This window comes from Pontibacter kalidii (genome assembly GCF_026278245.1).
Classification (GTDB): domain Bacteria; phylum Bacteroidota; class Bacteroidia; order Cytophagales; family Hymenobacteraceae; genus Pontibacter; species Pontibacter kalidii.
The window spans coordinates 1,312,206-1,332,608 of sequence record NZ_CP111079.1 but is presented as its reverse complement, the minus strand read 5'-3'; the positions used below and the strand labels follow the sequence as shown (position 1 = coordinate 1,332,608).

At 53.1% G+C, this 20,403-nt stretch carries 18 protein-coding genes; 10 read left to right on the top strand and 8 right to left on the bottom strand.

What is annotated here, in order from left to right; all coding sequences use genetic code 11:
• Positions 1-13 precede the first annotated feature (13 nt).
• Positions 14-958 carry a DUF6340 family protein gene (locus OH144_RS05660; protein WP_266205329.1) on the top strand — a complete coding sequence of 315 codons (945 nt, stop codon included), beginning with the start codon at positions 14-16 and terminating at the stop codon, positions 956-958.
• A gap of 143 nt (positions 959-1,101) precedes the next feature.
• Here OH144_RS05660 and OH144_RS05655 read toward each other — a convergent pair whose 3' ends face one another.
• Both OH144_RS05655 and OH144_RS05650 read right to left on the bottom strand, forming a co-directional pair.
• Positions 1,102-1,680: a DUF3109 family protein gene (locus tag OH144_RS05655; RefSeq protein WP_266205328.1), complete on the bottom strand. Its 579-nt coding sequence runs from the start codon at positions 1,678-1,680 to the stop codon at positions 1,102-1,104.
• A 190-nt stretch (positions 1,681-1,870) separates the two neighbouring features.
• Positions 1,871-3,550 carry an ankyrin repeat domain-containing protein gene (locus OH144_RS05650; RefSeq protein ID WP_266205327.1) on the bottom strand — a complete coding sequence of 560 codons (1,680 nt, stop codon included), beginning with the start codon at positions 3,548-3,550 and terminating at the stop codon, positions 1,871-1,873.
• Between the two features lie 264 nt (positions 3,551-3,814).
• Here OH144_RS05650 and OH144_RS05645 point away from each other — a divergent pair, with 264 nt between their 5' ends.
• The 3 genes from OH144_RS05645 to murA all read left to right on the top strand — a co-directional run bounded on the left by OH144_RS05645 (position 3,815) and on the right by murA (position 8,242).
• Complete coding sequence (locus OH144_RS05645; protein ID WP_266205326.1) at positions 3,815-6,064, top strand: ATP-dependent helicase; 2,250 nt, start codon at positions 3,815-3,817, stop codon at positions 6,062-6,064.
• A gap of 210 nt (positions 6,065-6,274) precedes the next feature.
• Positions 6,275-6,934 carry a DUF4290 domain-containing protein gene (locus OH144_RS05640; protein WP_266205325.1) on the top strand — a complete coding sequence of 220 codons (660 nt, stop codon included), beginning with the start codon at positions 6,275-6,277 and terminating at the stop codon, positions 6,932-6,934.
• A gap of 3 nt (positions 6,935-6,937) precedes the next feature.
• A complete protein-coding gene (murA, locus tag OH144_RS05635; protein WP_266205324.1) occupies positions 6,938-8,242 on the top strand; it encodes a UDP-N-acetylglucosamine 1-carboxyvinyltransferase in 1,305 nt (434 codons plus the stop codon).
• Between the two features lie 76 nt (positions 8,243-8,318).
• Here murA and arsC read toward each other — a convergent pair whose 3' ends face one another.
• On the bottom strand, positions 8,319-8,660 hold the full coding sequence (gene arsC, locus OH144_RS05630) for an arsenate reductase (glutaredoxin) (protein ID WP_266205323.1): 342 nt from the start codon (positions 8,658-8,660) through the stop codon (positions 8,319-8,321).
• A 121-nt stretch (positions 8,661-8,781) separates the two neighbouring features.
• On the opposite strand from arsC, the gene OH144_RS05625 reads away from it, so the two are divergent.
• The 3 genes from OH144_RS05625 to OH144_RS05615 all read left to right on the top strand — a co-directional run bounded on the left by OH144_RS05625 (position 8,782) and on the right by OH144_RS05615 (position 12,399).
• Positions 8,782-9,552: a LolA-like protein gene (locus tag OH144_RS05625; protein WP_266205322.1), complete on the top strand. Its 771-nt coding sequence runs from the start codon at positions 8,782-8,784 to the stop codon at positions 9,550-9,552.
• 402 nt (positions 9,553-9,954) lie between these two features.
• Complete coding sequence (locus OH144_RS05620; RefSeq protein WP_266205321.1) at positions 9,955-11,499, top strand: hypothetical protein; 1,545 nt, start codon at positions 9,955-9,957, stop codon at positions 11,497-11,499.
• Between the two features lie 744 nt (positions 11,500-12,243).
• Positions 12,244-12,399: a hypothetical protein gene (locus OH144_RS05615; protein WP_266205320.1), complete on the top strand. Its 156-nt coding sequence runs from the start codon at positions 12,244-12,246 to the stop codon at positions 12,397-12,399.
• An 85-nt stretch (positions 12,400-12,484) separates the two neighbouring features.
• Here the strand turns inward: OH144_RS05615 and ung are convergent, their stop codons facing one another.
• Positions 12,485-13,147, bottom strand: coding sequence for a uracil-DNA glycosylase (ung, locus tag OH144_RS05610; RefSeq protein WP_266205319.1), 663 nt, complete (start codon positions 13,145-13,147; stop codon positions 12,485-12,487).
• 91 nt (positions 13,148-13,238) lie between these two features.
• Here ung and apaG point away from each other — a divergent pair, with 91 nt between their 5' ends.
• Both apaG and OH144_RS05600 read left to right on the top strand, forming a co-directional pair.
• Positions 13,239-13,625, top strand: coding sequence for a Co2+/Mg2+ efflux protein ApaG (apaG, locus tag OH144_RS05605; protein WP_266205318.1), 387 nt, complete (start codon positions 13,239-13,241; stop codon positions 13,623-13,625).
• A gap of 83 nt (positions 13,626-13,708) precedes the next feature.
• Positions 13,709-14,494 carry an O-methyltransferase gene (locus OH144_RS05600; RefSeq protein ID WP_266205317.1) on the top strand — a complete coding sequence of 262 codons (786 nt, stop codon included), beginning with the start codon at positions 13,709-13,711 and terminating at the stop codon, positions 14,492-14,494.
• Positions 14,495-14,605: 111 nt separating this feature from the next.
• Here the strand turns inward: OH144_RS05600 and kdsA are convergent, their stop codons facing one another.
• Both kdsA and OH144_RS05590 read right to left on the bottom strand, forming a co-directional pair.
• Positions 14,606-15,415, bottom strand: coding sequence for a 3-deoxy-8-phosphooctulonate synthase (gene kdsA, locus OH144_RS05595; protein ID WP_266205316.1), 810 nt, complete (start codon positions 15,413-15,415; stop codon positions 14,606-14,608).
• Positions 15,416-15,703: 288 nt separating this feature from the next.
• Positions 15,704-16,303 (bottom strand): methyltransferase domain-containing protein, encoded by a 600-nt coding sequence (locus OH144_RS05590; RefSeq protein WP_266205315.1) that lies wholly within the window; start codon positions 16,301-16,303, stop codon positions 15,704-15,706.
• Positions 16,304-16,413: 110 nt separating this feature from the next.
• Here OH144_RS05590 and OH144_RS05585 point away from each other — a divergent pair, with 110 nt between their 5' ends.
• On the top strand, positions 16,414-17,355 hold the full coding sequence (locus OH144_RS05585; protein ID WP_266205314.1) for a hypothetical protein: 942 nt from the start codon (positions 16,414-16,416) through the stop codon (positions 17,353-17,355).
• A gap of 11 nt (positions 17,356-17,366) precedes the next feature.
• On the opposite strand, the gene OH144_RS05580 is transcribed toward OH144_RS05585, so the two are convergent.
• Together OH144_RS05580 and cphA are read right to left on the bottom strand one after the other, a co-directional pair.
• Entirely contained in the window at positions 17,367-17,519 is a 153-nt protein-coding gene (locus OH144_RS05580; RefSeq protein ID WP_266205313.1) for a hypothetical protein, read from the bottom strand.
• Between the two features lie 98 nt (positions 17,520-17,617).
• A complete protein-coding gene (gene cphA / locus OH144_RS05575) occupies positions 17,618-20,245 on the bottom strand; it encodes a cyanophycin synthetase (RefSeq protein WP_266205312.1) in 2,628 nt (875 codons plus the stop codon).
• Positions 20,246-20,403 lie beyond the last annotated feature (158 nt).

Genomic DNA, 20,403 nt, shown 5'->3' with positions numbered 1-20,403 from the left:
CCCTGATACAGGCATGTATAAGAAGATCATACTTTTTCTGTTCGGCACTCTGGCCATCACACAATTTAGCTGCACCTCCATACTATTTGTTGATACGACCAGGCCCGCAGCGGTGGCAGTGGCGAATGACCAATGGAAGGTAGCGGTTTTAAACAGGTATAACCCAAAGCTGCTGGACTTTAATCAGGAGAAAAAGGTCGGGGTGTTCGCGGGCGGGGCAAACCATGCCTTCCTGGGGGCCATAGACGCTATTCTTCAGGATGACACGTATGATCTTGTTTTTACTGACTCCATCAGCTACAGAACCCCCACTGTAAACAGCAGGCTGAACCCGGAGCAGGTACAGGATTTATACTTGCAGCAACCGCACCATCTGCTGCTGTCGCTGGAACACTTCGATACCTACTTTAAGCAGGAAACCGTGCGCGAAAAGGAGGAGGATGGCAGCATCTCCAAAACGGCTTATTATGATTTGGCTGTTGCCTCTACCTGGGTGCTTTATGACAGCACGGGGCAGGTGCTGGACAGATGTGTGCTCGCCGAGGAGGCTCCTTACCAGTCGAGGGGGGTGATAAGCGGCCTACTGGCCATAGGGCCCTCAATGGGCAATGCCAGCACCGCAGTAAATGATTTGGCCTGGTATACCGGCAACAGGTACTGGAGCAGACTGTCGCCGCAGCCGTTTTCCTTTGCCCGCCCCTATTACTCCAGCAAGAACTTTCAGGACCCTGCCGTTGCCATGGCAGCCGGAGACTGGCATAACGCCCTTGCCATGCTGGAGCCGCTCATCAAAAGCAGTAACCGGAAAGAAGCTGCGCGGGCTGCTTATAATACAGCCGTGGTGTATGAGGCTATGGGGGATCTGGAGCAGGCAAGGCACTGGGCAAAAGAGGCTATTGGTAGAGGAAATAAACTGGCTGCTGCCCTGTTACCGGAGTTGGAGAAGTACCAAAAGTAAAAACGTATTCTCTACTCAGGCTTGCTTAGCTCGCAACACCTCGTGCTGGTGACTTAAAATGCGGCTTCTAAATAAGAAGTGCCGTTGGCAAAACGGCACTTCTTTATACTTGCAGCAAGAATTCAGCAGCCAGGGAAAGGATACTACTTTTTAGCCGGCTCCTCGCTCTCCATCAGTTGCTCCAGTTCGCTGTACCAGCCTTCGCCATACTTGCGGATAAGCGGCTCCTTCAGGAACTGGTACACGCGCACGCCAAGGTCCTGGCCGAAGCTGCAGGCCGAGCTGCAAATGCCCCAACGGTCGTAGTTCAACGCCTCAAAGCCATCATACTTCGTGATACGGATCGGGTACAGGTGGCACGAAATCGGTTTTTTCCAGCTGATCTTGCCATCGTAGTATGCCTGCTCTATGGCGCATTTCAGCATGTTGTTCTCGTCATAGATGGCATAGGCGCACTCTCGGTTACCGATGGTCGGGGTAGAGTAATCCCCTTCCCAGTCTTTGATGTACAAACCCTGCTCCTCCACCGCTTTCAGTCCGGCGGCGGACATATAGGGCTTAACGTGCTCATAGCTGTCCTTCAGTATCTCCAGCTCGTCTTCCTCCAGCGGCGCGCCTAGGTCACCCTCCACACAGCAGGCGCCTTTGCATTTCTCAAGGTTACACACAAAGAACTGGTCGCGCACGTCGTCGCTGATCACGGTATTCTGAAGAACTATCATAGGAAGTGTAATATCAAAATTGGGTGCGGCACAGAGTATAGCTACAGACCGCCACACAAACTATAGAAAAGACAAAGGTAGGTATAAATTAGTTTAAAAGGTGCTGCTGCAGTTTTCCGGGCTCAGACGAAGCCAATAAAAAAGGCGCAGTTTGCTGCGCCTCTTCTGATTGTTTCACCTTTCCGCTCCCCTACTCCTGCTTTGGAGGAGAGCCGGCAGCCAGCAGAATGTTCTGCACGTTCTCGTGCTTTGTGTAGTCGATGGCGGCCTTGCCGGAATTGTCGGTGATGGTGACGTCGGCATTCGCCTGCAGCAGGGCAAGTATGATCTCAAAGTTGGCGTCTATCTCGCAGGCCAGCATCAGCGGCGTCTTGCCTTCGTTATTGGCTACGTTCGGGTTGGCCCCGGACTGCAGCAGCTTCTCCAGCTCCAGGATGCCAATGTGCTGGCCGATGGTGGCGTTCAGCGCCTGCGCCAGCACCGTATTTCCTTCCTTATCCTTGATGTCTGGGTTGGCGCCGTGCGCCAGCAGCGTGTCGAGCAGCTGCACCTGCTCGTTCTCGTAAAACTCGGTCTTGATGCGCGTGCTGCTCACCACGTAGTGCAGGGCCGTTTTGCCGTTGATGTCCTGTGCGTTTACGTCGGCCCCCTTCCGCAACAGCAGGCTGGCCGCTTTCAGGCGCGCCTCCGGCTCGTACTCTACCCCGTAATCCTCCAGCAGCATCGGCAGGTACAAAGCATGCATCAGCGGCGTGCGCCTCTGCAGGTTCGCTTCGTAGTCCTCCGGCTCGTCCTGGGTGTTTGGGTCCCCGCCAGCGGCCAGGGCGCGGTTCAGCATCTCCGGGTCGCGGTGGATGGCGGCTATCACCACCTTCTGGTTCGGCGTCTGGTTAATGTAAATCAACTGCTCGTACGCGTTTCGGCTGCCTTTCTCCACGGCTTCGCGGTACAGGTCCCTGGCCTCCTCCACCTTCACCTCACCCAACGTTCCTTCCTCCAGCAAAAGCGCCAGCGTATACATGGCCTCGCGCTCGCCGGCCTCCACGCCTTTCTGCAGCCAGTGCACTGCTTTCTGGTAATCCTTGCCCACGCCCTCTCCGTTCAGGTACAGGTTGGCCAGCGAGGTATACGCCACCACATCGCCAGCCTCCGCGGCGCGGCGCAAGTAATTGGCCGCCAGCGCGTGATTCTGCATCTCCCCGTAACCGGTATAGTACATGCTCCCCAGGATGCGGTTGGCGAAGCCATCCCCCTCCACCGCTTTCTCGCGGATGGTGATGGCGGCGGTGCGCATGCGCTGGATAAAGCGCTGCTCGTCATCCTTGCTGCGCAGGGTCATCAGCTCAGCCATACCCAGATTTGCCAGCACGCTGCCACTGTCCAGGGCAGTTTGGTAGTAATACTGGGCGGAGTCGCGGTTGGCGGCGAAGTACGTGCGGGCATCATCTATTTGCTGTACGGTGTCTATCTCCACTGAGTCATACTTGAGCTCGCGGTACTGGTGCATGCGCCCCAGGAAGTACAACGCGTCGTGCTCGCCCGCTGCCGCGGCGGTCCTGAACCTCTCCTGCGCCCGCTGAAAGTCCAGCGAAGTATAGTAGTGCATGGCCTCATCCATGGCAGGCGTGCGCCAGATGCGCCTGATAATCGGAGCCGGTGCTGCAGCGGCAGGCCTGGCACTGGTGGCCGCGGTGGCCTTTTTCGCGGCAGCCACGGCAGAATCCTTCGCCGCTGTGGTGGCCTTGTCTGCCCCGCCCGTACCTGCGCCTGTTTGCGCCACAGCCAGTTGGCTGAAGCCTGCCAGCAGGCCCAGCAACAGGAGTTTCCTGATGCGAAGTGGGCGGTGAGTTATAGTATGAGGATGTTTCAACGTATTCAGGTTTATGTTCCGGCCTTCCTGCAAAAGTAAGCGCTAGCGGGCTCTTATCAAAAATGACACCAAAACAGCTCGTAAACACCGCGTTAATGCAAATGGTATACTTGCCCAAATACTAAACGCTTTACACTCAGCAGGTGTTCATCTTATACCTGCTTTATACTTTATGCCCACGCAGGCATTAGTTATCGGAAGCGGTTCTGAAAAAGGATTAGTATTTGTAACTTGCATTGATTTATAGCACGCGGAAGAGAAGAAATGGATTATATCAGCTTACTGAACGAGTCGCAGCGCGCGGCGGTACTGCACACCGAGGGACCAGCCATGATCATTGCCGGCGCCGGCTCCGGCAAAACAAGGGTACTTACTTACCGGATCGCCCACCTCATCAGCCTGGGGGTGGACCCGTTTAATATACTGGCCCTTACCTTTACCAACAAGGCGGCCAAGGAAATGCGCCACCGTATCGAGAAGGTGATCGGCAACGAGGCCAAAAATATCTGGATGGGCACCTTCCACTCGGTGTTCTCGCGCATCCTGCGGGCGGAGGCCGAAAAGATCGGCTACCCGAAGAGCTTCACCATCTACGATACCGACGACTCCAAAACGCTCATTCGCAACATCGTGAAGGAGATGAACCTGGACGATAAGCTCTACAAGCCGAATGTGGTGCTGGGTCGCATCTCCTCAGCCAAGAACAAACTCATCTCGGTAAAGCAGTACGTTAACGACCCGGTTATTCAGGCCGACGACGAAGCGGCGATGCGCCCGAAGATCGGCAAGATTTACGAGATGTACCAGAGCCGCTGCTTCCGCGCCGGCGCCATGGACTTCGATGACCTGCTGTTCAACACCAACGTGCTGTTCAAAGACCATCCGGATGCGCTCAACAAGTACCAGAACATCTTCAACTTCGTGATGGTGGACGAGTACCAGGATACGAACTACTCCCAGTACCTGATCACACGCAAGCTGGCCGCCCAGAACCGCAACATTGTGGTGGTGGGTGATGATGCGCAGTCGATCTACGCCTTCCGCGGCGCCGATATCCAGAATATCCTCAACTTTGAGCGCGACTACCCGGAGCTGCAGGTATTCAAGCTGGAGCAGAACTACCGCTCTACCAAAAACATCGTGCACGCGGCCAACTCTGTTATCAAGAACAACCAGGCGCAACTGCGCAAAGATGTGTTCACCGATAACGAGGAAGGCCCCCTCATTGAGGTGATCAAGGCCAACTCCGATAACGAGGAAGGCAAACTGGTGGCCACCACCATCTTCGAAGAGAAGATGAGCAACCACCTCTCCTACGACGACTTTGCCATCCTGTACCGTACCAATGCGCAGTCGCGGGCCATGGAGGAAGCGCTGCGCCGCATGAACATCAAGTATAAAATCATCGGCGGCCTGTCGTTCTACCAGCGCAAGGAGATCAAGGACCTGATTGCCTACCTGCGCCTGACGGTGAACCCGAACGACGAGCAGGCGCTGCGCCGCGTCATCAACTACCCTAAGCGCGGCATTGGCGAAACGACGGAGCAGAAGCTCTTTGTGACGGCCAACGACACCAACCACAGCGTATGGGAAGTGGTGCAGAACGCCACCGAGTTCCTGGGCAACCGCGTCGGCACCGCCATCGAGAATTTCTCCATCATGATCCGCGACTTTTCCCGCATTGCCGAGCACAGCGACGCCTTCGAGATAGCCAAGCACATTGCCAAGCACTCCGGAATTGTGGATGAATTGTACCAGGATAAAACCGTAGAGGGCCTGGCACGTTATGAGAACATACAGGAGTTGCTGAACGGTATCAAGGAGTACGTGGATGACCCGGAGAAGGAAGATAAAAGCCTCTCGGCCTTCCTGCAGGACATTGCCCTGGTAACCGATGCCGATACCAAAGCCGATGATGGCGGGGAGTTCGTGACGCTGATGACCATTCACTCGGCCAAGGGCCTGGAGTTTAAGAACGTATTTATTGTGGGGATGGAAGAGAACCTCTTCCCGAGCCAGATGATGCTGAACTCCCGCGCCGACCTGGAGGAGGAACGCCGTTTGTTCTATGTGGCTATTACGCGTGCCGAGAAGAAACTATACTTAACTTATGCCACCAGCCGTTACCAGTGGGGCAACCTGCGGGCCTGCGAGAAGAGCCGCTTCCTCGACGAAATTGATCCGAAGTTCCTTAACTTTAAGTATGGCGAGCCACAGGCAAGCGGTGGCAACGTGTTCGACCGGGTGCTGCAGCGCAAGAGCAGCATCAGCAGCCTGGTACAGCCACCGGCACGCAAGCAGGCGGCAACGGCCTATACCGCCCCCGCCGATTTTAAGCCGAGCGATACCTCTAATTTGGCAGCCGGTATGCGGGTAGAGCACCCAAAATTCGGTTTCGGCGTAGTAGCCAAAATGGATACGCAAGGCAACAGCACCAAAGCTATCATCAACTTCGAGGAGGTAGGCGAGAAAACCCTGCTCCTGAGCTTTGCCAAGCTGCGGATACATGAGTAGTGAGAGTGCGTAGCACGATACACGTATCACGTAGCACGATTTTTTTGAACAAGGACATCCTGACATAAGACTTTCTGCTTACAGATATAAGCAAACTCAAAAAGTCATTTGCCTTTTGTCAGTTTTACTCTGAGTAAGTCGTGATTCTTGATACTTGCTACGAGATACGGAATAATATTACCTATTTTTGAGATTCATATAATGACATACATGGAAGCGAGTACCTCTTTTAAACAAGACCTATTGCTGCGGGAGTACGGCCGTAACGTGCAGGACCTGGTAAATTACATTACCAAGGTAGAAGACCGACAGGAGCGCACGCGCCTGTCGCAGTTGCTCATAAACCTGATGGCCAAGCTGAACCCGCAGTTGCGCGATACCCAGGACTATCAGCAAAAACTGTGGAACCACCTGTTCGTGATGTCCGGCTCTACTCTGGATGTGGATGCCCCCTACCCGCTGAGCGCTATGGAGTATCTCAACGATAAGCCGCAGCCAATGGAGTACCCGCTGAACACCCCGAAGTATAAACACTACGGCCAGAACGTGGAGCTGCTGGTGCAGCGCGCTACCGAACTGACAGACCCGCAGGAGCGGGAGGCGGCCATCGTTTCCATCGGCAAGCTCATGAAGACGCTCTACAAGTCTTATAACAAGGAGAACATCACCGACGATGTGATCCTGGGTGATATCCGGGAGATATCCAAAGGGCAACTGGACATGGACCTTGCTTACATCGAAAGCAACAACCTGTTTGAGTCTAACCCTGGCAACAGGCAGCAGCAGGACAACAGCTACCAGCAGCGCCCGCAGAACCAGAACCCCCGAAACAAGAAAAGTAACCGTTCCTCAAATCAAAGAAATAAGTAATACATGGCTTCTTTTGAAGTAATTGGCGGCAGCAAGCTGAAAGGCGATATATATCCGCAAGGTGCCAAAAACGAGGCGCTGCAGATTCTTTGCGCTGTGCTGCTAACCCCAGAACCCGTAACGATCTCCAATGTACCGGACATTCGGGACGTAAATAAACTTATTGAGCTCCTGCAGGACATGGGCGTGAAGGTGGAGCGCAACGCCCCCGACACCTATACGTTCCAGGCAGACGACATCAACCTGGATTACCTGAACTCCGAGCGGTTTGTGGAGCAGGGACGCGCCATCCGTGGCTCGGTGATGATCGTGGGGCCGCTGCTGGCCCGGTTCGGAGAGGCTAAAATGCCGAAGCCAGGCGGGGACAAGATCGGTCGCCGCAGGCTGGACACGCACTTTATCGGTCTGGAAAAGCTTGGCGCCAAGTTTAACTACGACACCCCGGATGTGTTCTACAGCGCCAAGGCTGGCCGGCTGAAGGGTGCTTACATGCTGTTGGACGAAGCCTCTGTAACCGGTACAGCCAACATCCTGATGGCCGCCGTTCTGGCCGAAGGCACTACTACCATTTACAACGCCGCCTGTGAGCCCTACGTGCAGCAGCTGAGCCGCATGCTCAACCGCATGGGTGCGAAGGTGAGCGGCATCGGCTCCAACCTGCTGGTAATTGAGGGCGTGGAGAAACTGGGTGGTACCGAGCACCGCATGCTGCCGGATATGATCGAGATTGGCTCCTTTATTGGCATGGCCGCCATGACCGGCTCTGAAATCACCATCAAGGACTGCCAGATTCCGGAGCTTGGCCTGATACCGGACACGTTCCAGCGCCTGGGCATTAAAATGGAGTTTCGGGGCGATGATATCTTTATACCGGAGCAGGACCGCTACGAAGTAGATACCTACATCGACGGAAGCATCCTCAACATCTCCGACCATACCTGGCCTGGCCTCACGCCGGACCTGCTGAGCGTGGCGCTGGTAGTGGCCACACAGGCCAAAGGCACCGTGCTGATTCATCAGAAGATGTTCGAGAGCCGTTTGTTCTTCGTGGACAAGCTCATAGACATGGGCGCGCAGATCATACTTTGCGACCCGCATCGCGCCACCGTTATCGGCCAGAACAAGCAGATCCCGCTACGTGGCATCCGCATGACTTCCCCTGACATCCGTGCCGGTGTGGCCCTGCTTATCGCGGCCCTTTCCGCCGAAGGCAAAAGCATCATCGACAACGTGGAGCAGATCGACCGCGGCTACCAGAACATCGACGGCCGCCTGCGCGCGCTGGGTGCGCAGATCAGAAGGCTTTAATCACCTTATAAGGTATAAAACAGGAAGAGCAGCCTTAAGGCTGCTCTTCCTGTTTTATACCTTCTGTAACTATCACTTACAGCAACTCCTGCACCTTCTCCGGCGGACGCCCCAGCACGGCTTTGTCTCCCTTCACCACGATCGGGCGTTCGATGAGCACCGGGTGCGCTACCATCGCTTGTATCCACTCCTCATCCGACAGCTCCTGGCCTTTGTACTTTTCCTTGTAGATGGCTTCGCCTTTGCGCAGCAATTGTTCAGGCTTCATGTGCAGCTTCTGCAGGATGTTGCGCAGTTCTTGGGCGGAGGGCGGTGTTTTGAGGTATTCCACTACCTCTACCTCCTGCCCTGCCTGGTTAATCAGCTCCAGCGTCTGGCGGCTTTTGCTGCAGCGGTTGTTATGGTAAATCTTCAGCATTTTACGATTAGATGATCAGCATGAAGATACGAAAACAAACATATAACGGCCACTAAAAGTATGACGCAGCATCCAGGCATTTTCGTAATTTAGCACCCTAAAATCATACCTCTCTAACACTATGAAAAAACACCTGATTACCGGCGGCGGTATACTGCTGCTTTGCCTGATGCTTTTCCCCAGCCTGGGCTTTGCCTTAGCGCCCAAGCCAAAGTATAAAAACGGCACTGAAGTTATTAAAGCCATGTACAAGCGCTGGCAGGGCAAATGGTACCCCAATTTCCAGTTCGAGCAGCGCGCCATCTTTTACGAGAACGGGCAGGTAAGCAAGGAGGAAGTATGGCAGGAGCTCTACAGCCAGCCGGGTCGCCTGCACATCCGCTTCAATGGCTTTGAGAGCGGCAATGGGGTCGTTTTCAAAAACGACTCTGTGTTCCATTTCAAGGATTTTGAGCTGGCTGCTAAAATGCCACAGGTGCACCCACTCGTGCTGCTCTCCTTTGATGTATACTTCCTGAAACCGGAGGAAAGCATTGCCAAGCTACAGCAGCTCAACATCGACCTGGGCAAAGTATATGAATCCAACTGGCAGGGCCGCAAAACCATCGTGGTGGGCACCACAAACCCGGAAGACGCAAACAGTCCACAGTTTTGGGTAGATAAGGAGCGCCTGTACGTGCTGCGCGTGATCACCAACAGCAAGGGCAGCGTGCGCGATGTGGAGATGAACAACTACCAGCTCCTGGAGGAAAAATGGGTCGCTACGGAGATCATCTTTAAAACCGACGGAGAAACCACACTGCGGGAGGAATATTATAACATGCGTTTCCCCAAAAGTACGGACCGCAGTTGGTTCGACCCGGAGAACTTTAGCAACTCCCGCTGGCAGTAAAAAAAGAAGCCGCTGAAACCCATATCAGCGGCTTTTTTAGTGTAACAGAGGTTACACATTGTCAGAAAACTACACCCCAGCAGCATGCAGCTTAATTAATCTGGAATTAAAAACTAATCAAAACTATTTCCTTTATCTTTCCGGTACAGGCGCTATAGCAACCTGCCCTAAAAACTGCTATTTAAGTGGTTCTGCCTCCCCCGCTCCTGCCAAGGAAGCGAATGGTCTGCATAAGATGCCTTTTAAATGTTTTCGGCTTATCTTTACCTCTGAACCTGTCGCTAAGTAGCACTTTTTACCTCGACCCTGAAAATTAAATATCTGAACCACTACTATTTCTAAATAGGAATAATTTACGCTCATTTATTTGATAGTCAGGACAATACACAAGCCACCATTACAATGTCTAGCATTCCGCAGGAAACTGTATTTCAATTAATAAAATCGCTGGCCCGCTCTGAGAAGCGACATTTCAGGCTGTTTGCCACCCGTCAGGGCTCCAGCGGCGACATCAAGTTCCTGCAGCTTTTCGATGCATTGGATGCCATGTCGGTGTATGATGAGGAGCGGGTGTTGCGGCAGGTGCCAGGTATAAAGAAGGTGCAACTGGCCAACCAGAAGGCCAACCTGTACAAGCAGCTGCTGGCCAGCCTGCGCCTCTACCACGCCAACCAAAACGCCGACATACAATTGCACGAGCAACTGGACTACGCCCGCGTGCTTTATAACAAAGGCTTGTACCAGCAAAGCCTGAGGATGCTGGAGAAGGTGAAGGCGGCAGCGCGGCAGAACGCCCACCTGCACATTGCCTTAACAGCACACACCTTTGAGAAGCAGATAGAACAGCAGTACATTACACATAGCCTGGAAGGGCGCGCTGAGGCCCTGACCGAAGAAACGCACGACCTGCTGGGGCACCTGGGCCGCATCCACCATAACTCCGACCTGGCGTTGCGCCTTTATGGGCTTTATATTAAGATGGGCCATACCCGCACCCCCGAGGAGAGCAGCCAGCTGAAGGCGCTTTTCAAAGCTAACGTGACGGCTTTGAACCCGAAAGTGGCCAGCTTTAACGAAAAGCTCAGCTATTATCAGTCGCATGTGTGGTATCATTACATTCTGCAGGACTTTAGGGCGTGCTACCGCTATGCACAGAAGTGGGTGGACTTGTTTGAAGAGGAGCCGCAGATGAAGCAACAGCAAACCACCAACTACATTAAGGGGCTGCACAACCTGCTGCTGGCGCTCTACAACACGCTTTATTACAGCAAGTTTATGGAGGCACTCCAAAAGCTGGAGGATTTTGCGTCCGACAGCAGCCGGCGCAGCAACCCAAATATCGAGATGCTGCTGTTCCTCTACATTTACACCAACCGCATTAACGCCTACTTTATGGAGGGCCGCTTTACCGAGGGGCTCAGGATCGTGCCGGAGATCAGACGCAACCTCAACGTGTTTCAGCAGCAACTCGACCCGCACCGCCAGCTGGTATTCTACTATAAAATTGCCTCCTTATACTTTGGCAGCGGCGACTACGCCAGCACCATTTTATACTTGCAGAAGATCATAAGGTACAAGGATGTGAGCCTTCGGGAGGATATCCAGTGCTTTGCCCGCATCCTGAACCTGATCGCTCACTACGAAGCCGGCAAGGATGAGCTGCTGGAGTACCAGATCAAATCGGTGTACCACTTCCTGGGGAAGATGAACGACCAGCAGCCGATGCAGGTGGCCATCTGCGAGTTCCTCCGCAGCCTGCCGGACATCAACCCGCTAGAGCTGAAACCTGCCTTTGTGGCCCTGAAGGAGAAGCTGCTGCAGATTTCGGACAATCCTTTGTACCGCCGCCCTTTTTTATACTTAGACATTATCTCCTGGCTCGACAGCAAGATCAAAAGCTTGTCGGTGCAGCAGGTGATGCAGCAGAAGTTCAAGACGTTGAAGTAACAATATCCGGCTCTCTTGAAAGCTGGGTCTGTAGTCCCGGGGCTAACTGCCCCGGCCCCCTCTCCCGAAGCGAGGCCGGGATCTGAAACTTTTCTAAGGGGGCCTGAAATTGCTTTAGCTAAAGTATAAGTTTCATGGTTATGGTATCGCGCGGACAGGTCGCGACCTGACCCTACAGGTATAAACCCACCCCTGGCCCCTCCGAGGAGGGGAATTCACTCTAGCCCAGCCTTCTCCTAAGATCAGGGGGAGTTGTACTTGCTCTATTCCCTGTCATCTCAAGCAGAGCGAGAGATCTATCGGGAATTTCGAACAAAAGACTATGTGACAAAGGACAAAAGAGACAAAGTATAAAATCACTTCCACTTATACTAGCTCTGTCGCTAAAGCCGTGGCTATCGAAATGATATCCAGTCTTCCCGTTGAGCGCCTTGTGAGATTCCGGTGCCGAAGGCATTGCGACCGAAGGGTAGCAAAGGAAGGGAACACAGCGCGATGCGGGAAGACGAGCCCTCCCGGGCTGGAGGGAGCCAAAGCCAGAGATGCAACGATAGGTATGTAAGTCTGGAGGATCAGCAGCGGCTAGCAAGTATAGCTTGATTCCAGTTGCAGCTAGCAGCAGCTATGCAAGTATAATTAGGAACTGTTGTTCTGCAAGCAACCTGAAAGCAGGAAGGATACGCTTGCAGCAGCTTGTCCACAAGATCCTTTCAGAATGACAAAAGAGGGACGGTGTCGCAGTAATTGACAAGTATAGCAGCAAGTATAAACAAAGTAGAAAGTATAGCTCCAGTAAAGAAGTATAGCCAAAGTATAAAGCACGGCTCTCCAAGCCAGTTGGGTTGCAAACCCGACACCATAGCAGGACACGAGTTGCAAACCCGCGCCAACAGAGACTAGGTTACAGAAGGCCATGGCAACTCTCTGGCACGGGCTACAAGCCCGGGCCAGAGAAATAACAGGTATTATCTCACAAGTATAACCTTTACCAATCAATAGGCTTTTTACCGTGCTGCTCCAGGTAAGCGTTGGCTTTGCTGAAGTGGCGGCTACCGAAGAAACCACGGTCGGCAGCGAAGGGCGACGGGTGCGCTGCCTTTAACACCAGGTGCTTGCGCTCGTCAATAAAAGCCCCCTTCTTTTGCGCATAGGCTCCCCAAAGCATAAATACCACATTCTCCTTCAGCTCATTCACCTTCTGCACCACCGCATTCGTAAACTCCTCCCAGCCCTTCTTCTGATGAGAGCCCGCATCTCCGGCGCGCACGGTAAGGGTAGCATTCAGCAGCAGTACCCCCTGCTCCGCCCAGCGCTCCAGGTTGCCGTTAGGTGGTAGATCTTTACCCAGGTCGCTCTTTATCTCCTTAAAAATATTGAGCAGCGAGGGTGGCGTGCGCACCTTATCACTTACAGAGAAAGCAAGGCCATTGGCCTGATTCGGCCCGTGGTACGGGTCTTGACCCAGGATCACAACCTCCACCTTATCAAAAGGACACATCTCGAAGGCATTAAATATCTGGTTGCCTGGCGGATAAACTTTTTGGCTCGTGTATTCGTCTTTTACAAATGAAACCAGTTCCTTAAAGTATGGTTTTTCAAATTCATCTTGTAATACATTTTGCCAGCTTTCTTCTATCTTTACATGCATGGGTTAGTTTGGCTTGTAGGGTTAGATTAACAGAAGCTACAGCATGCGCAGCAGCCGCAATGGTTTCTAAGTATACAAAAAACTCTGGAACATGGATACAAAAACAACGGAAGGTGTAAAAATCACGGTTACCACCAACTACTTGCCGGACTACTCGAGCCCGGTACAGCAGCACTTTGTTTTTGCCTATAGGATAAAGATAGAGAACAACAGCGAGTTTACCGTAAAACTGCTGCGCCGCCACTGGTACATCCACGATGCCACCGGCCAGATGCGCGAGGTGGAGGGCGAAGGCGTGGTAGGCCAGCAGCCTACCTTGGAGCCGGGCGAGACGCATGAATATGTATCAGGCTGCAACCTGAAGACCGGCATCGGCAAAATGCGCGGTACCTACCTGATGGAACGCATGGTAGACGGCCGGAAGTTCGACGTCACCATTCCTGAATTCACGCTTGTGGTACCTTACAAACTCAATTAAAAGCCACTGGCACTGATTTATACTTATTAAAAGTATAAGTTCACTAAAATTTACATTTCTGCCCTGCTCCCAAATTAGCCCTTGTGTCTTACCTAAGATTAGCTGCTGATTACCTGCTGTACCGGATGCGTGCCTACAAACTGCATGGCGTCCACTCTCCTTTCGTATTCGATCTGTACCACAACGTGCTGCACCACACCGGCCACTTCCTGGCTTACGACCATGTGGAGGCGCTGCGCGATGAGCTGCTGCACGACGAGCGCCAACTGCAGGTGACCGATTTCGGCGCAGGCTCCAGAAGTATAAACCAGAAGACCCGGAAAGTGAAGGACATTGCCCGCACCTCGGCCAAGCCAGCCAAGTATGGGCAGCTGCTGTTCCGGCTGGTCAACCACTTCCAACCCGCGACGATAGTAGAATTAGGCACCTCCCTCGGACTGACCACATCCTACCTGGCAGAGGCACGCAATAAAGGTAAGGTCTATACTTTTGAGGGATGCCCCAACATTGCCCGCACAGCCCGCGAGAACTTCAAGAAGCAAGGCTATGACAACATCAGCCTGGTGGAAGGAAACCTGGACGAGACGCTGGACAAACAGCTACAGGAGATGGAGCGCCTCGATTTTGCCTTCCTGGACGGTAACCACCGTTACGAGCCCACCCTGCGCTACTTTGAGAGCTGCCTGGAGAAAAGCCACGAAAACACCGTGCTGGTGCTGGATGATATTTACTGGTCTTTGGAGATGAAGCGGGCCTGGCAGGAGGTAAAACGCCACCCGCAGGTGCGCCAGACCGTGGATTTATACTTTGTAGGACTGGTATTCTTCCGGCCGCAGCAGCCGAAGGAGGATTTTACACTATATTTTTAGCGTATACACTATATTTTTAGCGTATCCCGTAGCACGTATCAAGTAGCAAGATTTTAGCTTTAAGTCAGCGTCGGAAATCGTGATACCTGATACGTGTTACGTGATACCTCCCTACCTCACCGCCTGGCGGATACGCACCAACTTTTGCAGCAGCGCCTCCAGTTGATCGAGCGGTAGCATGTTGGCTCCGTCGGATTTGGCTATACTTGGCTGCGGATGCGTTTCGATGAACAGGCCGTCGGCACCTACGGCAATGGCCGCCTTGGCGATGGTCTCTATCAGGGCCGGCTTGCCGCCCGTAACGCCGGAGCTTTGGTTGGGCTGCTGCAGCGAGTGCGTAATGTCCATTACCACTGGGGCACCGGTGGCCTGCATGGCCGGAATATTTCTGAAGTCCACCACCAGGTCGGAGTAGCCGAAGCTGTTGCCGCGGTCCGTCAGGATAACTTTGTCGTTGCCTGACTCGCGTACTTTATCCACGGCAAAGCGCATCGCCTCACCCGACAGGAACTGGCCCTTCTTGATGTTTACGACTTTGCCCGTATTAGCGGCGGCTACCAGCAGGTCGGTTTGGCGGCACAGGAAAGCCGGTATCTGCAGCACGTCCACATACTCGGCGGCCATGGCAGCCTCCCCACTCTCGTGGATATCGGTTACGGTGGGCACGTCAAACTCCTTCCCTACCTTCTCCAGGATGCGCAGCGCCTTCTCGTCGCCGATGCCACAGAAAGAGTCGAGGCGGGAGCGGTTGGCTTTGCGATAGGAACCTTTAAAGATCCACGGAATCTGCAGCTTGTCGGTAATGGTTTTCACGCGCTCGGCAATCTCCATTGCCATTTCCTCGCCCTCAATAGCGCAGGGGCCGGCCATCAGGAAGAAATTGCCGCTGTCTGTATACTTCAGTTTTGGTATCTCGAACATAAGAGTTATACTTTTATACTTGCCACAAAGGTAGCTAGAAAGTTAGAGAGTTTAGGAGTTAGAGAGTTGGGGAGTTTTGGAATTAGAAAGTTAGAGAGTTAGAAAGTTTTAGAATTGAGGAGTTTGTGTACTGATGGCGGAGGCGTCTGCTTGAGCCTCTGGTAGCAGCATCGAAGCTTTGCGTGAAGGCTGGCTATTAACTGGCACAAGTATAAATCGGCTCAAGAAAGCTGAAAGCTTGCCTCAAAGCCTACCATGAGCTGAAAGCCCGCAGTAGCACCTCCCCCCCTAACTCTCTAGCTTCCTAGCTTTCAACTCCACAAACAGCTCCTTTCCCTGCCGGGGCGGGATGGAATTAGTTGCCGTGTCGAACTGCAGGAAATCAAAGTATGGCGCAAAGTATGCCCTGTACTCCTCGCGGCTCCCGCCGAACGGCGGCCCTTCTTTCTCAAAGGTCGTATCGAACAAAAGGCCCATCAGTTTGCCTACTGGCTGCAGCAGCTCAGCGCATTTCCGAGCATAACCGGCACGCAGGCGCGGGTTCAGGGCACAAAAAAACGTTTGCTCCACGATCAGGTCAAAAGGCCCCTGCAACGAGAAGAAATCCTGGTGCAGCAGGTGGTGATGCGGGAAATCCGGGACGCGCGCCTGAAATTGCTGGAGCGGCGCCTCGGCCACATCAGCCACATACACATTCGTAAACCCGTTTTGGTGCAGGTACTCGGCCTCGTAGGCGTTTCCGCAACCCGGAATTAAAATTCGCAGCGCTTTGTTTTCTAACTGATCAAAATATTCTTTCAGCGGTGGCGTTATAGCCCCAACGTCCCAGCCCGTCTGGTTCTGCTGATAGCGCTGTTGCCAGTACGCTGCATTAAAATCTTGGTTCATCTTGCTTCACTTCTAGAATCAAATTTATATATTTGACTTTTGCACTAAGTATGGTTTTAGTGCCTGTTATAAAAATAATGTTTAACATCGGGTAATCAAACATTTAAAATATGTCGACAAACACTCCTGAGAATCGCAGTAACCGCAAACTTTTGATAGGAGGCCTTTTGGTGGTGCTCATCAGCATCAACGGCATTCTGATATACATGAACTATCAGAAAAAGGAGAAAACGGAGGAGCAGGCCGAGATCATTAAGGTGAAAGACAGCGAACTGGAGAACCAGATCAAGGTATACGAGGCACTCAAGGCCGACTTTGAGCGCCAGAGCCAGGAGCTAAGCACCATGGGCCTGGAAAATGACTCGCTGGAGGCACAGATAGCTACCATTACCGCTGACCTGGATGAACTGCGCGGTTTCAGGAAGAGAAGCTACAGCCTGGCCGACCAGCGCCGTTTCCGTGACAGAGCGAATGCCTTCGGGGAGCTGCTGCAGGAGAAAGACGAGGAGATCTCCCGCCTGAAGCAGGACAATGAGGTGCTGTTCACCGAGAACACTGACCTGAAGACGACACAGACGCGCATGACAGACAGCCTCACGACCATGCGCTCTACCAATGAGGAACTGAACCAGAAGGTACGCCTTGCTTCCAAGCTTGAGGCGCAGGCACTTAACGTGAACATCATCAACCAGCGGGGCAAGGAGAAAGAAGATTCCGACAACGAATACAGAGCCAAGCGCGTGGATAAGCTTCGCATCGACTTTAAGCTGGCCAAGAATGATGTAGCCAAGAAAGAGCCGAAAACGGTTTACATGCGCATGATCGAGCCAGACGGCGCCGCGCTCTACAACCTGTCTACCGGCTCCGGCACGTTCCAGATCGATGGCGAGGACATGTACTTCACAGCCAAGCGCGACTTCGTGTTCGACAACACGCAGCAGGCCCTAAGCTTTACCTATGATAAAAACGCCGAGTACAAGAAAGGCGAGCACACCGTGGAGCTTTATGCCGATGGCTTCCTGATCGGGAAAACCACTTTTGTGTTGAAATAAGCATTTATACTTTAGCCAAAGTATACAGCCCCTGCCGCTTCTGCGGCAGGGGCTTTTCTTTTACCTTCTATCAAAAGAGCGGAGGCGCAAAGTATAAAACTGCTATACGTATACCGTTGCCGCGACACTTCCTTACCTTCCTCGAAGTATACTTCCTTTCCCATCGGACAATAAAAAAAGCCCTTACCTGGGGCAGGGCTTTAGTCCATCGTTCACATTTATATCTATCTTTTAATAATTACTTAACGAAGGTGTTTAGACTTTATTCTACAAACTCCTTCCGGTCCTGAATTACCTTAAAACTCTCTACCATTTTCACCGATTCGTGCACATCCTCGGTAAAAATCGCTATCAGAGCCCCTGGCTCGGCTCTTTCCAGGGCAAAGGCAATGGCGCGCATCTCCTGCGGGATCTGGTGCACCTGCTTCTCCGGGGCAACATCTTCTATCCCTTTCAGCACCGGCCCTAGAATCTCGTCCGCTGTTCTGCCCCGCAGGTCAGCATCCAGGCGCACGATGATCTCGTCAAAGATCTCCCCGGATACACGTCCTATTTCATAGAAATCCTCCTGACGGCGGTCTCCTACCGCTGCTACGATGCCCACTTTCTTCGTGACATCCAGTGCATTCATATAATCGCCGATGGCTTTCAGGCCGCCCACGTTGTGTGCATAGTCCACCAACACGTCAAACGTAGGAAATTTAAAGAGGTTCATTCGGCCCGGTGTTTTGCTCGGGGAAGGTATAAAGGTGCGCAGCGAGGTCTTGATATCATGAATCTCGAAGTGCGAAATATACCCGGCCAAGGCTGCGGCCAGTATGTTCTCAATGTTAAACCGGGCTTTACCGCCAAAGGTCAGCGGCACGTCGGCCACGCGGTCTATCCGGATCTTATAGCTGTTCTTGAAAATGGAGATGTAGCCGTTCTCGAACACTGCCGCCAGCCCGCCTTTGGCAATGTGCTTCAGGATGCGCGGATTATTCTCATCCATACTAAAGAAGGCCACTTTACAGCTTACTTCCTCGGCCATGGCATACACCAGGTCATCATCGGCGTTCAGCACCGCATAGCCATCTTTGCTCACGCTCTTCGGCACAACCGCTTTCAGGCGCGCCAGCTCTTCCAGGGTATGAATATCACCCAGCCCCAGGTGGTCGGAACTTACGTTGGTTACGATGCCTATATCGCATTGCTCAAAGCCAAGGCCCGAGCGTAGCAGTCCGCCCCTGGCACACTCCAGCACGGCGAAATTTACGGTTGGGTCCTTTAGAACGAATTGGGCGCTGTAAGAACCGGTTGTGTCACCTTTCTCCAGTAGCTTGTCCTGTATGTAGATTCCTTCTGTGGTAGTATAGCCGACCTGGAAGCCCTTGTGCTTCACCATATGGGCGATAAGGCGCGTGGTGGTGGTTTTGCCATTGGTACCCGTTACCGCGATGATCGGAATACGGGCCGGCTTATCTCTCGGGAACAGCATGTCCACCACGGGCTCAGCCACGTTGCGTGGCAGGCCATACGTCGGGGAGATGTGCATCCTGAAGCCAGGGGCGGCGTTCACTTCCAGTACGGCGCCACGTGCCTCGTTTAAAGGTATGGCAATGTCGGTGGTCATCACGTCGATGCCACAGATGTCCAGCCCGATGAGACCGGCAATTCGCTCCGCCATCAGCACATTGTAGGGGTCCACCAGGTCGGATACATCGGTAGCCGTGCCACCCGTGCTGATGTTGGCCGTGCTTTTCAGGTAAAGCACCTCCCCTTCCGCCAGCACCGATTTGGTCGTCAGGTTCCGCTGCTTCAGGATATTCTGCGTGTGCTTGTCGATGGTAATCCGCGTGAGCACCTTCTCGTGTCCGATTCCTCGACGCGGATCCCGGTTTTCCTTATCAATAAGTTGCTTGATGGTGGAAATGCCATCGCCGGTAACCATGGCCGGCGTACGCATGGCGGCCGCCACAAACTTGCCGTTAATCACCAGCAGTCTGAAATCGAAGCCCTGTATATACTGCTCCACCATCACTCCCTGCGAATATTTCCTGGCTTCCGTAAAGCCTTTCTGCGCATCTTTCAGGTTGGTGATATTGATAGAGGCCCCTTTGCCGTGGTTGCTGTCCAGCGGCTTCAGCACAAGCGGGTATCCCAGCCAGTCAATCGCCTTCTTCAGCTCTTCGGGGGCATAGATGGTCCGGCCCTTTGGCACGGGGATGCCCGCCTCTTCCAAAATGTCTTTGGTGGCTTTTTTATCACCGGCAATCTCTACCGAGAAGCAGGCGGTGCCCGACGTCATGGTGGCTTGTATGCGCTGCTGGTTGACCCCGTAGCCCAGTTGTATGAGCGAGTGGCGGTTCAGGCGGATATAAGGTATCCCGCGGCTCACAGCCTCAGAGACTATGGAATAGGTGCTTGGCCCGAAGTACTCGTCCTCCCGGATGTCGTGGAGGCGTAGGATGTCTTCATCCAAGTTATATTTCTCGCCGTTTACCAGTGCCTTCGTAATGCGTACGGCGGCATAAGCGGCATATTCTCCGGCGCGCTCCTCCTGGTAAGAATATACTACCGTCATGTATTCTTCTTCAGGGGCCGGGTAGCAACGGCCGTAGCCGCTCTCCATTCCGGCCATCGTTTGCAACTCGAGCGCCACATGCTGCACCACATGCCCGAAGGTAGTGCCCTCCTCTACCGATTTAAAGAAGCCGCCCTCCACTCCCTCCGCAGCCCGGTGGCTATGCATACCGGGAAACATTTTTGTAAGGCGGGATATGAAATTGGGGATGTCGCTGGTTGTCTTCTGGCCGAGTTCTTCCAGCGCCAGCTTTACAACAATAAGCTTAGGGTGCTTTACTGACCAGTAATTTGGCCCGCGCATGATGCGCAAATCTATGATTTTCATTCGTTCTTTCGCTGAATAAGCTATGCTTTTACGCTTTCTGGGGATGCTGATCCCACATCATACCTGTTGCCTCGCACCTCTGGGGGAAGCGTTCCGGAACTACCTCTAAAAATCTGTGCAATTTCTTAATTTTCAGAATATGAATAAGTTGCTTGTTT